Raw genomic sequence first — 10997 nt, forward strand, 5'->3', positions numbered from 1 at the left:
CTTGCCAACGCCCTGATCCGGGACGACCGAAAATGGGCACAAACCGCCCCTTGACCAAGACGGATATCTTCTGACACAAAATACTTTTCTGTATCCGTGAAGCGAACGGCCAACTCCCGCGGCGACAGGTCTGGCTCGCTGAGCGCCAGTTCCACGATCCGATCACGCACAGCATCGGGGATGCGGTTCCAGACCCGGGACGGCCGTGAGGGGCGGTCTTCCAGCCCCTCCGGGCCGTGTTCGACGTATCGATCATACCACCGGTAGAAGGTCGTGGGCGGCACCCCGATCTGCGCCAAAGTCCGGCGCACCGGCAGGTGGGATTGCTCGACGATGCGGATGATCTCGAGCTTCTCGGACGCTGGGTATCTCATTCGTGCTCGCCCCCAGCTCCGGTCGTGTTTTTTTTGAGCAGGCGGTTCTCGAGGGTCAGGTCGGCTACAACCTCCTTGAGCGCCAGTGCTTCGGCGCGGAGGTCCTTGACCTCCATGCTGGTCGCCTGGCGCGCCGTGTCACCGGCGAGGCGCTTCTTGCCAGCCTCGAGGAACTCCTTCGACCAGCTGTAATACAGGCTCTGCGCGATCCCCTCGCGGCGGCACAGCTCGGCAATGCTGTCCTCGCCGCGAAGACCCGCTAGGACAATCCTGATCTTCTCTTCGGCGCTGTGGATCTTGCGCGTCGCCCGGCGGATGTCTTTGACTGCCTTCTCCGCCTCGGCTTTCATCGTCACGGGTTTCTTGCTCATCTTCGCTCCATGAAGGCTACGATGAGCCAGAAACCCTCCGTCACGCAATCGGCCTAATCTGTCCCAAGGCCGCTGACGTCAGACAGAGCGGCGTCACTGTCGAAGGGCAGGATGCGGCCCACCAAGTCCTCGCGCAGGATGCGATCGACAGCATCAGTCAGAGAAGCACGGCGCTTGCCAGCTGGCATGATAGCTAGCCCATGGCGCAGCTCCGCCTCAGAAATTGCGGTCAAGTAAACGGTCCGCCCATCCTGCCCGGAAAGCCACTGTTCGACCTGTGGCTCCGGAGTTGGACGTAAAAGTTCGGAAACCACATTGGTATCAATAATGATCATGCTCACGCCTGGTCAAACGTGGGCGGCTCTCGCATGGGTTCTCGCGGCGGAAGGTCAAGGGTAGCCCCACCAAGCGGAGCAACACGCGCCCGGATGGCTGCGGCGAGGTCATAGGTCGGCTCGGCCTCCCCTACTACCTCACGCAGGATTTCGCGCGCTTCTTCTTCCATAGAGCGGCCATGCTCCGCCGCCCTGATGCGGAGCCGCCTTTTCACGTCATCTTGCAGGTTTCGGATTGTGATGCTTGCCATGCCGTCCTCCTGACACGAAACAGTAATCATTGCATGCAACGATATCAACTTCAGCGAACAGGATACAGGCGGCGTTGACGATGTGACCGCTCCCCTTTGTGGATCGCTTCGGACCCACCCACGCACATAGATGCCGTCGAGGGAGTTGCATCGTCAACGCCGGCCTAATCTCACGACTTTTGTGTTAGAAAATTTTTCTGCCGCAGCATCTTGAATTACAATCCCATAGCCTCTTCTTTGAATTCTATGTCCAATGCCATGGCGGGGGACGTGAAGCTGGACCTGTCCATGCGGATCGCCCGCCACGGGGACCGCGCCGAGGTGGCGTTTGCTGCCAAGGTGTCTGTCGTCGCGGCCGAGCCGTGCGCAGTGGATGGGTTGAACCTAGCCGTTGGCTTCGATGCTGTGATTACTGCGTCTACGGACGACCCTCACACAGCGGATAAGCATTCAAAGCGGCGGGCGCAGCCGGGCCGGAGAGCGCTTGACATTGCCAAAAACCTGCTAGGGTGGAAGGTGGAGATATGTGTGATCTGGCCCTCAAAAACCGGCTCGGCTGAGCTGGCTTTCCGGCGTGCGCGTCATTGCGCTCGTCGCAGCGTCCATGGTTGCCATGGCGGGGGACGTGAAGCTGGACCTGTCCATGCGGATCGCCCGCCACGGGGACCGCGCCGAGGTGGCGTTTGCTGCCAAGGTGTCTGTCGTCGCGGCCGAGCCGTGCGCAGTGGATGGGTACCCGTCAACGGTCGGGGCTGTATTTATGGGGGACCCGAACGGAGAACATGGCTAAAAGCCTTTTTGATGAAGTTCGTAGCGAACAGAACATTTTTTCTGCTTGGCGGCATGTGAAACATAGCGCTCTAGCTTCCGGAAACTCGGATATTAGAGGGGAAGCGTCAGCATTCGAGTACGAACACCAGAAGCACCTGTTTAGGCTAATTACTCAGCTTCGAGAGGGTCGCTTTGTATTTCAGCCGGTGCAAGGCGTCCTTAAAGACAAACAAAAACGTCTTGCACAAGGCAAGGATCCCCGCCCAATCGCGATTGCTAAGCTTCAGGATCGCGTTGTTCAGCGGGCTATATTGCAAGTTCTACAACCTCGCTTCCTTCGCGATCCCAAAGACGCGAACTCAAGATCAGGCACGAAGCAAGATCCACGTTTAGGACGAATAAATGATGTTAATACGTCAAAGTATGGCGTCGGCGGGCTGATCCATCCTTACGGCGGAGTACGTCCTGCCATCGAGTCAATAAGGACAGCCATTGACGGGGGGGCGGCGTATTTTTATCAATCCGATATTCGGGCATTCTTCACAGCTATTCCAACCGATAATGTGGTTACCTTTGTTCGCCAAGAAACTAAGGATGATGCTCTAGCAGACCTTTTTGCAAAGGCACTAGAGGTTCGCCTAGGAAATCCTGACGAGCTAAAAGGTTACACAAACCTGTTCCCTAATAACGGAATTGGGGTTGCACAGGGGGCTTCTCTTTCCGCCTTGGCTGGAAATATTTTGCTATTCGATATGGACCATGTCCTAAACAGTATGGGCGTTACTTCAATCCGTTATATCGACGATATCTTGATGGTTTCAGCTCAAGAGGCCGACCTTGACCGGGCAATTAGCTATGCAGAAAGTACATTATCGACATTCAAGTTCGGTCTGTACAGAGCGGATGACGGCTCTGGGAAAGCTGCCCGAGGTGAATGTTCGAAAGCAATCAATTTTCTAGGCTGCACGATCCAGCCGAAGCGGTGTGTACCCAGTAAGCAATCAGTTGATAATATGAAAAAAGCGGTGAATGAGGCGTTGTCGAACTCTAAGGCCGCGATCAAAGAAGCTATTCGCAAGGGTGGAGGACTAGACCCCAAGCTTTCTCAAAGCGGCACGTTAAAATCAATTGGGGAAAGGTTATACGGATGGCAAAAGGCTTTTGCATTCTGTACTGAACCGACGCAATTTCAGCAACTCGATGACTTTGTGTCAGGACAAGTGAAAGACTATCAGGCTATTGTAGGGCGTAATCTAAAACATGCCAGTGTTCCTATTCAAATGCTAGTCTATGGCATTCCAACAACAAAAGACATGTTTGAAGCCAGCCAGAGGAAAGCCTGATAAATTTTTTTGCGGCGGTAGAGCACACACTCTATTATTAACCTTAACCTCCTTGGCTTCCCGCGTCTATTAAACGTTCATCTGCTGGGCATAGCGGCGGACATGGGCTGAACCCTGAAACAAGCGGCTCCTGCTGTCCAAGAAACGTGTCAGGAAATCAGCTGTCCGGAATACCATCTCCGATTTTCAGCTTGGACATGGTACTTGTCGCAAAGGGACGTGGAGCAATGGCTCCTTGTGTCGCCTATTAGCTCCGGATGAGCTCAACCTCTACGCCGATGTCGAGGCCGGCCCAAGCCTGGTCTGCAGTCAGGGCAGGCACTCCGAGTTCGGCTGCCAGGGCAAGACATGCCCGATCCCCGAGCGACAGCCCGTAATTGCGGGTGGTCGGGCGCAGGTGACCAATCGCATATGCCTGGGAGGCGCTGAGAGGTCGCACATCAAGAGGAAGGCTGCCGAGCACGTCTTGCACTTCCTCAGCACTCAGGCCTCGCTCACATAGCTTGGACACGACCTCCGCGAAGTTGGCGGCGCCAATCACGGCGGTAGGCAACGCTTCAATTACGCGCTCACTGCCCGACTCCCCGTTCAGAAGGCAAAGCAGGGCAGAGGCGTCCAGGACCGCGGCCTTACTCACGCTCTGCCTCGCGCCGCCGGTCGGCGATCAGCTCGGCCGCCAGCGAGACACCCTCAGGCACATGGCGCCGCAATATGGCTTGGGCTCTTGCAACGGCTTGGGAAAGCGAACGAACACGCAGCTCTCCATCTTCTACGTCGACAAGCACAGTATCGCCTGTGGCAATCCCGAGCTCGCGGCGCATGAGCGCCGGAATGACGAGCTTGCCTCCTTCGATGATCCGGACCCGTTGGGCTGTCATGTCTTCCATCCTTCCTTAGGTCATCTTTCCAGATCTGATACCTGCCAGTGTATATGGTATCGGACGTATAAAAAAGTCTGAAGCGCTGTGACGGAAAGGCACCGGCCAACCGTTGCCCTACCCTGCTGGGTCACTTTTGGGCACACCTTCAGGTGACAGTTGGATGTGACAGCTCAGGATGTCACAAATGAGTGGCATAATAGCGCTTGTGACAGTAACAGGACCTCAACCACCCTAACGTGACAGATTGCCCATGCCTCGGATTGGATACGCCCGCGTCAGCACGTCAAGCCAAGATCTCGACATCCAGAAAGCCAGGCTGAAGGCAGCAGGCTGCGACATCATCCGCTCCGAAACCGGGTCGGGAGTATCTCGCGACGGTCGCAGCGAATTGGCAACAGTTCTGGAGTTTCTGCGCGCGGGCGATGAGCTGGTCGTGCATCGTCTCGACCGTCTTGGCCGGTCAACACGCGACGTTCTGAACCTCGTCCATGAACTGGATGCCAAGGGAGCGTCGCTCCGCATCCTCGAACCCGAAGTCACCACGGCCGGCGATATGGGGTGGATGGTCATCACCGTTCTCGGCATGGTGGCCGATATGGAGTTGAAGTTCATTCGTGATCGTCAGCGTGCCGGTATCGACGCCGCAAAGGGCAAGGGCGTCTACAAGGGGCGAGAGAAGCGGGTGGACGATGCGAAAATCCGTAACCTCGCATTAGACGGCATGTCAAAGGCCCAGATCGCCCGCGAGCTCGGCGTATCCCGGATGACGGTGTATCGGGCGATCGACGCCGGAGGCACCAAAGGAGATACCAAATTTAGGTGAAGCCAATGGCAGCGATGCGGGAGTTTGTGTGGAAAAACACGGTCAGCGTTCTTGCGACAAGGCCGTGCTGGCGGAGCTTCTTCGCTGAGCGGGTGGCGTGGGCAGTGACAGCCTGCGCCAGCACATCGAATGGCGTCATGGGCGTGCCTGAGGATCGGGTGACGGCCTTGCCCCTCTTCTTGCATCGCGTTGGTATGATCGTCGGATTGGTCGCGGGCGGGATTGCTGGTCGCGTCGGCGCGGTCAGCCATCTTGCAACGCGCAGCCTCGGGGCGGGCGTTTCCCTTGCAGGTATTGCCCTCGCCCTCAGCTGACAGCAGGTCTAAAAGAGCGATGCATATCCGCCCGCTGCCGGGTTCTGCGCCTACTGTTCGGCAGGTCCGCAGTCGAAGACGGTCCTGTCCTCCAGCGTGTCGATCAGCTGACCGGCCTCCCCCTTGATGATCCATTCGTACGGACCCGAGACATAGCGGGCACCCGATCCACTTACTACCTGCGCAAAAACCCGGGGACCTCCGTCAACAGGGACCAACGCCAAGGCATCGGTGTCGGAGGCAACGTAGACCACCGCCAGCGGCATGTTTCCGCCGCAATCATAGCGGGCCGTGATCACGTCATCCATGTCGAAGGCGATGGTGAGGGACGCATTTGCAAAGGCGATGGCGGGCATAAATGCAAAGAGGGTGGCGAACAGAGTGGGCCGTGGCATGGGGATGCCTTTCCATAGAGAACGACGCTTCTTCCCGAACTTATAACAGCCGGATCTAGTTACTATCCATCTACTGAAGCGAGACCAAGCCCCTTCCTCCCATAGCCGTGACATCCTGCCGGTTGCGGGATATCGGAGAGAATGGCACCAAGGATGAAGCATCTGTTCAAGCGTCACGGCTGGTGGGCGATCCATGCCCTTCGCATGACTGTCGCGGGCGTCGCCACGCTCTCGGTGGTTTACGCATTAGGGCTGACGGTGGAGCTTTCGGCGGTCATCAGCGCCATCGCCGTGACGCAGAGCAATATCGGCGGCACATTGGGCAAGGCATTCGGGCAGGGGGCGGGATCGTTCTTCGGCGCTGCCGTCGGTGTCGTCGTGGCCCTTATTCTGCGGCCGGACGATCCAGCCTCGATTGCTTTCACGCCTTTGTCTGTGCTGGCGGCTTTTTCCGTGGGATTCGTGATCGGCCGTCTCCGAGGCGACCGACAGGAAACATATCTTCACCGTAATGGTGCAGCTTGACGTGGTGGCTGCGGCAGAGCCACCGCATGAACCGCCCCGGGTTTACCGGAGAGTAAAACACTCAAAGGATGAGCCCTATGTCAAAGCCGAGATTCACCCCCGCCTATCCGGCCGAGCTTCGCGAACGCGGTGTTCGGCTTGTCCGAGAGAACCGCGCCAGCTATGCCAGCGATACGGCCGCCTACAGGGCGATTGCGCCAAAGCTTGGCTGTTCGCCCGATAGCCTGCGTGTCTGGTGCCAGCAGGCCGAACGTGATGCCGGTCAGCGCGGCGGTCTGACGAGCGCGGAGAAGGACCGGATCAAGGAACTGGAGCGCGAGGTCCGTGAATTGCGCCAGGCCAATGAGATCCTGAAGAAGGCCAGTGCATATTTCGCAGCGGCGGAGCTTGTCTTATGAGATTTGAGGCTCCTGAGGCAAAAGGGAGCCGCTGCCCAGCACCGCAAACTGCGGGGCAGCGGCGGGGGCGGCGTCGTGCGGAGCTTGGTCTTGAAGGACCGCGGTCGAGTTTGACGAGCCCCCGTCTTTTCTAACGACCTGAACGGATACGTGGGCTGCGGGCCCGAACGACAAGCATAGGTAGGAAGAAAAGATGGCCAAGGATACCATCGGCATTGACGTGTCGAAAGACCGTCTTGATGCATTCTGGCATTCCCGGACGGAGGCGTGCTGCCTGCCCAATACGCCTGAAGGTTTTGGGCAATTGTGCGACTGGCTGGCAAAGGAGGAAGACGTTCTCATCGTCTTCGAGGCGACCGGCGCCTATCACCGGGGGCTTGAGCGGCATCTGAGTCTGGCGGGGCTGCCCTTCATCAAAGTCAATCCAAAGCAGGCACGGCGCTTTGCGCAAGCAATCGGACGATTGGCAAAGACTGATAGCGTCGACGCCAGAATGCTGGCGCGCATGGGCGTTGTGCTTGACCTGACGCCTCAAGTCATTGAAAGCGAAGATGTTCATGATCTCAGAGAGTTGCTGACTGCCCGCCGCGCTTTGGTCAAAGATCAGGTGACTGCAAAGACGCGGCTTGCTACTGCACTGAACCCGCTCGTGCGAGAACAGCTTGGTCGCCGCATTGAGGACATTGGTGCCGATATCCAAGCGCTTGATGAGGTCATCGCGCAGATCGCCAGGCAGCGAGGCACCCTTGAAGAACGCATCCGCCGTTTGATGACCATTCCGGGGATTGGTCGTCTGACCGCGACCACCATGCTGATCGACATGCCGGAGCTTGGGCACCTCGAGGGCAAGAAGATCACCGCTCTCGCCGGACTTGCGCCCATGACGCAGCAATCTGGAAAGTGGCAGGGCAAGGAGCGGATCACCGGAGGTCGGTCATCAATTCGGCGCGCGATCTACATGCCCGCACTTGTCGCCATTCGTTTCAACCGGGACCTCCACGACAAGTATCAGCAGCTGCTAAAGGCCGGCAAAGCGAAGAAAGTCGCCATAACGGCCATTATGCGGCGCATCATCGTCCTTGCAAACACCTTGCTGCGCGAAAGGCGAGATTGGCTGCCTGACCGCCCTTGACCAAGACGGATACTCGACCGCCCGTTCCGCAGATGATCGCGTTCATCGATGATCACCGTTGTGTCCATGGTGTCGGGCCGATCTGCCGGGTTCTGGGGATCGCACCATCGACATTCTACAGCTTCAAGGCTGGGGAGCGAGACCCCGCCCTGGCATCGGATCGGGCCAAACAGGATCGCCTCGACATGGCTGCCATCAAGGAGGCCTTCGATGACAGCCGAGGCCGTTATGGCGCGCGCAAGGTCTGGCACCAGTTGCGCCGCGAAGGACGCGAGATTGCCCGCTGCACCGTCGAGCGGCTGATGAAGGCGATGGGATTGCAAGGCGTTGTGCGCGGCAAGAAGGTGGTCACGACCAATCCCGATACCGCCCAGCCATGCCCGGACGACAAGGTGAACCGGGCCTTCAAGGCAGACATGCCGAACCAACTCTGGGTCAGCGACTTCACCTATGTCTCAAGCTGGCAAGGGATGGTGTATGTCGCCTTTGTCATCGACGTCTTCGCCCGGAAGATCGTTGGCTGGCGCGTCTCAACCTCGATGACGACCGGTTTTGTTCTCGATGCCCTGAACCAGGCCATCTGCCAGAGGGCACCATCCGAAGCTGACAAGCTGATCCATCATTCGGACCGCGGCAGCCAAGGCGGATTCACCCGGTCGTCGCAACACCGTCGATCATATCCGCTTTCAGTAGCCGGTCGAGTGCCTCTGCCGGTGTTTGCCAGCCGAGTGTCTTGCGCGGACGTGTATTCAACGCATGGGCAACAGCGCTCAGTTCGTCGGCGCTGTGCCGGCTAAGATCCGTTCCCTTGGGAAAGTATTGGCGCAGCAGGCCATTGGTGTTTTCGTTGCTGCCGCGCTGCCAAGGGCTTTGCGGATCGCAGAAGTAGACGTCTAGGCCGGTATCAACCCGGAGCCGGGCGTGTTGGGCCATCTCCGCGCCTTGGTCCCAGGTCAGTGATCTGCGCAACTGTGCTGGCAGTTCCATGATAGTGCCCGCAATGGCGTCGCGAACGGCTTCGGCGCCATGACCGGCTAGGGCCGGCCCATTCTTGAGGGACTTGGCCTTGCCATGATCCTCCATCCGCGGCAGATGCAGCAACATTGTGAAGCGCGTGGTTCGCTCAACCAAGGTGCCGATCGCCGAGCTGCCGAGACCAAGAATGAGATCGCCCTCCCAGTGGCCCGGCACCGCCCTGTCACCGATCTCGGCCGGACGATCGCTGATCATTAGCGCATCCTCGATAAAGGACTTGCCCCGGTTCCGGGCGCGTTCACGCGGCAGACGCAGCGCTCGGCCAGAACGAAGGCAGGCGGAGAGCTCCCGCTTCAGGGCGCCACGCCCCTGAATGTAGAGGGCCTGGTAAATTGCCTCATGACTGATGCGCATGCTCGGGTCCTCAGGGAAGTCCACCTTCAGGCGCTGCGCAATCTGTTCCGGGCTCCATGCCAAGGACCAGCGTCGACTTTGCCGATGAACCGCACGCCGTTTTCTCCATACCACGACGGGTCCATCAAAAGCGACGCCCTCCGGTGTGGCGACCAAGCCAGCGAGGCGGTCCTGCACGTAGTCGCGCAGGGGTCGGTTGCGTGCGAGCTTGCTGACTTTCGGACGTCGGGCTGCACGATCCGCGTGCCATTGCGCGGTGAGGGCACGGTAATCGAAGTCTCCGCCACGGGTCGCGGAGTTACGCCTGATCTCTCTCGAGATCGTGCTGGGCGAACGCCCCAGCTTGCGGGCGATGGCGCGCACCCCGGTCATCCGAGCACATTCCAAGGCTATTTCCTCACGCTCGGCAAAGGAAAGGTTGCGGCTTTTCGGCTGCGGTGCAGATGGGGCCAGATGTGTGGGGGGCATTCCGCCAGACCTCCGAAACCAGCGGTTTCCGACAGGAGCAGAGACACCGGCTACGATACCTGCCTCTTCACTGGAGAGGCCTGCCGCGATCTCCTGCCAGAACCGACATAGATTCTCACGCTGCCAGACTGGTGGCCGCCCTGGCGAGCACAATTTGCGGCGCGTGGACCGTTGGGATTTTCGCCTGCCCGTCGTCATCTACACCTCCAGGAACGGGGTGTTGCGACGACCGATTGAATCCGCCCAATATCTGTCGATCCGATACACCGAACGGCTGGCTGAGGCAGGCATCGACACCTCGGTCGGCAGCGTCGGGGACTCCTATGACAACGCTCTCGCCGAAAGCATCATCGGCCTGTTCAAGACCGAGGTCATCAAGTTCCTCGGACCCTGGAAGTCTGTTGGTCAGGTCGAATGGGAAACACTCAAATGGGTGGACTGGTATAACAAGACGCGCCTGCACAGCGCCATTGGTTACGTCACGCCGAACGAAGCAGAGGAGGCCTTCTACGCAAGCTTGAACGCTGACGAAAAAGCAGCCTAATCATTGAACCACAAACTCTCCGGTAAACCCGGGGCGGTTCATTGTCTTGAGCGGTCTTCGGGGCGAGGACAGCAATGCGGAGCTGTGCCGCCGCGAAGGGATCGCCCAAAGCCTGTATTACAGCTGGTCGAAGGAATTCCTCGAGGCCGGCAAGAAGCGCTTGGCCGGCGACACTGCCCGACAGGCGACCAGTGGCGAGGTCAAGGACCTGCGCGCCGAGGCACTGGCGCTCAAGGAGGTTGTGGCCGACCTCACCCTCGAGAACCGGATCCTCAAAAAAAACACGAGCGGGGCTGGGGGCGAGCACGCATGAGATATCCAGCGTCCGAGAAGCTCGAGATCATCCGTCTCGTCGAGCAATCCCACCTGCCGGTTCGCCGGACCTTGGCGCAGATCGGGGTCCCGCCGACAACCTTTTACCGGTGGTATGATCGATATGTCGAGCACGGCCCGGAAGGGCTGGAAGACCGCCCCTCACGACCGTCCAGGGTCTGGAACCGCATTCCCGACGCTGTGCGTGACCGGATCGTGGAACTGGCGCTCAACGAGCCCGATCTTTCGCCGCGGGAGTTGGCCGTTCGCTTCACGGATACAGAAAAGTATTTCGTGTCAGAAGATATCCGTCTTGGTCAAGGGGCGGTTTGTGCCCATTTTCGGTCGTCCCGGATCAGGGCGTTGGCAAG

Annotated in this window: 11 protein-coding genes, 5 pseudogenes and 1 other annotated feature; of the genes and pseudogenes, 8 read left to right on the forward strand and 8 right to left on the reverse strand. The window is 58.8% G+C overall.

What is annotated here, in order from left to right; all coding sequences use genetic code 11:
• Positions 1-68: 68 nt before the first annotated feature.
• The 3 genes and pseudogenes from ACFOM8_RS21780 to ACFOM8_RS21790 form a co-directional block, all read right to left on the reverse strand.
• Positions 69-745 (reverse strand): annotated as a pseudogene (locus ACFOM8_RS21780) (helix-turn-helix domain-containing protein); the annotation flags it as partial.
• Between the two features lie 53 nt (positions 746-798).
• Complete coding sequence (locus tag ACFOM8_RS21785) at positions 799-1080, reverse strand: PIN domain-containing protein (protein ID WP_377764488.1); 282 nt, start codon at positions 1078-1080, stop codon at positions 799-801.
• 2 nt (positions 1081-1082) lie between these two features.
• Complete coding sequence (locus ACFOM8_RS21790; RefSeq protein WP_377764489.1) at positions 1083-1331, reverse strand: FitA-like ribbon-helix-helix domain-containing protein; 249 nt, start codon at positions 1329-1331, stop codon at positions 1083-1085.
• A 782-nt stretch (positions 1332-2113) separates the two neighbouring features.
• Between ACFOM8_RS21790 and ACFOM8_RS21795 the strand changes: the two genes are divergently transcribed.
• The gene (locus ACFOM8_RS21795; RefSeq protein ID WP_377764490.1) at positions 2114-3445 is read left to right on the forward strand and encodes a reverse transcriptase domain-containing protein; all 1332 of its coding nucleotides are present in this window, start codon (positions 2114-2116) and stop codon (positions 3443-3445) included.
• 247 nt (positions 3446-3692) lie between these two features.
• On the opposite strand, the gene ACFOM8_RS21800 is transcribed toward ACFOM8_RS21795, so the two are convergent.
• Positions 3693-4082: a type II toxin-antitoxin system VapC family toxin gene (locus tag ACFOM8_RS21800; protein ID WP_377764491.1), complete on the reverse strand. Its 390-nt coding sequence runs from the start codon at positions 4080-4082 to the stop codon at positions 3693-3695.
• The gene (locus ACFOM8_RS21805) at positions 4075-4332 is read right to left on the reverse strand and encodes an AbrB/MazE/SpoVT family DNA-binding domain-containing protein (RefSeq protein WP_207100935.1); all 258 of its coding nucleotides are present in this window, start codon (positions 4330-4332) and stop codon (positions 4075-4077) included. Before ACFOM8_RS21805 ends, ACFOM8_RS21800 begins: the two co-directional genes overlap by 8 nt.
• A 244-nt stretch (positions 4333-4576) precedes the next feature.
• Between ACFOM8_RS21805 and ACFOM8_RS21810 the strand changes: the two genes are divergently transcribed.
• Positions 4577-5149, forward strand: a complete 573-nt coding sequence (locus ACFOM8_RS21810) for a recombinase family protein (protein WP_377764492.1) — start codon at positions 4577-4579, stop codon at positions 5147-5149.
• On the opposite strand, the gene ACFOM8_RS21815 is transcribed toward ACFOM8_RS21810, so the two are convergent.
• Together ACFOM8_RS21815 and ACFOM8_RS21820 are read right to left on the reverse strand one after the other, a co-directional pair.
• The gene (locus ACFOM8_RS21815; RefSeq protein WP_377764496.1) at positions 5142-5459 is read right to left on the reverse strand and encodes a DinB/UmuC family translesion DNA polymerase; all 318 of its coding nucleotides are present in this window, start codon (positions 5457-5459) and stop codon (positions 5142-5144) included. The genes ACFOM8_RS21810 and ACFOM8_RS21815 overlap by 8 nt on opposite strands.
• Positions 5460-5513: 54 nt before the next feature.
• Entirely contained in the window at positions 5514-5858 is a 345-nt protein-coding gene (locus ACFOM8_RS21820) for an MliC family protein (protein ID WP_089389322.1), read from the reverse strand.
• A gap of 153 nt (positions 5859-6011) precedes the next feature.
• On the opposite strand from ACFOM8_RS21820, the gene ACFOM8_RS21825 reads away from it, so the two are divergent.
• From ACFOM8_RS21825 to ACFOM8_RS21840, 4 genes and pseudogenes are all read left to right on the forward strand, one after another.
• The gene (locus tag ACFOM8_RS21825) at positions 6012-6383 is read left to right on the forward strand and encodes a hypothetical protein (RefSeq protein WP_377764493.1); all 372 of its coding nucleotides are present in this window, start codon (positions 6012-6014) and stop codon (positions 6381-6383) included.
• Positions 6384-6460: 77 nt separating this feature from the next.
• A pseudogene (locus tag ACFOM8_RS21830) lies at positions 6461-6757 on the forward strand (transposase); the annotation flags it as partial.
• A gap of 217 nt (positions 6758-6974) precedes the next feature.
• Positions 6975-7913 (forward strand): IS110 family transposase, encoded by a 939-nt coding sequence (locus ACFOM8_RS21835; protein ID WP_377764494.1) that lies wholly within the window; start codon positions 6975-6977, stop codon positions 7911-7913.
• Positions 7905-8020: a sequence feature (AL1L pseudoknot), on the forward strand. Its footprint overlaps the gene before it by 9 nt.
• A pseudogene (locus ACFOM8_RS21840) lies at positions 7928-8554 on the forward strand (IS3 family transposase); the annotation flags it as partial. Its footprint overlaps the feature before it by 93 nt.
• Before the next feature lie 7 nt (positions 8555-8561).
• Here ACFOM8_RS21840 and ACFOM8_RS21845 read toward each other — a convergent pair.
• Complete coding sequence (locus ACFOM8_RS21845; protein WP_377764495.1) at positions 8562-9968, reverse strand: IS30 family transposase; 1407 nt, start codon at positions 9966-9968, stop codon at positions 8562-8564.
• A gap of 43 nt (positions 9969-10011) precedes the next feature.
• Here ACFOM8_RS21845 and ACFOM8_RS21850 point away from each other — a divergent pair.
• Positions 10012-10314, forward strand: a pseudogene (locus ACFOM8_RS21850) (integrase core domain-containing protein); the annotation flags it as partial.
• A 40-nt stretch (positions 10315-10354) separates the two neighbouring features.
• A pseudogene (locus ACFOM8_RS21855) lies at positions 10355-10929 on the forward strand (helix-turn-helix domain-containing protein); the annotation flags it as partial.
• Between the last annotated feature and the right edge of the window lie 68 nt (positions 10930-10997).

The organism is Paracoccus angustae, assembly GCF_042648745.1.
Classification (GTDB): Bacteria; Pseudomonadota; Alphaproteobacteria; order Rhodobacterales; family Rhodobacteraceae; genus Paracoccus; species Paracoccus angustae.

What these genes read in the sequence shown, in the direction of transcription:
- ACFOM8_RS21785 (WP_377764488.1), bottom strand. Translation starts at nt 1,080, where the DNA reads ATGATCATTATTGATACCAATGTGGTTTCCGAACTTTTACGTCCAACT.
- ACFOM8_RS21790 (WP_377764489.1), bottom strand. Translation starts at nt 1,331, where the DNA reads ATGGCAAGCATCACAATCCGAAACCTGCAAGATGACGTGAAAAGGCGG.
- ACFOM8_RS21795 (WP_377764490.1), top strand. Translation starts at nt 2,114, where the DNA reads ATGGCTAAAAGCCTTTTTGATGAAGTTCGTAGCGAACAGAACATTTTT.
- ACFOM8_RS21805 (WP_207100935.1), bottom strand. Translation starts at nt 4,332, where the DNA reads ATGGAAGACATGACAGCCCAACGGGTCCGGATCATCGAAGGAGGCAAG.
- ACFOM8_RS21810 (WP_377764492.1), top strand. Translation starts at nt 4,577, where the DNA reads ATGCCTCGGATTGGATACGCCCGCGTCAGCACGTCAAGCCAAGATCTC.
- ACFOM8_RS21820 (WP_089389322.1), bottom strand. Translation starts at nt 5,858, where the DNA reads ATGCCACGGCCCACTCTGTTCGCCACCCTCTTTGCATTTATGCCCGCC.
- ACFOM8_RS21825 (WP_377764493.1), top strand. Translation starts at nt 6,012, where the DNA reads ATGAAGCATCTGTTCAAGCGTCACGGCTGGTGGGCGATCCATGCCCTT.
- ACFOM8_RS21835 (WP_377764494.1), top strand. Translation starts at nt 6,975, where the DNA reads ATGGCCAAGGATACCATCGGCATTGACGTGTCGAAAGACCGTCTTGAT.
- ACFOM8_RS21845 (WP_377764495.1), bottom strand. Translation starts at nt 9,968, where the DNA reads ATGACGACGGGCAGGCGAAAATCCCAACGGTCCACGCGCCGCAAATTG.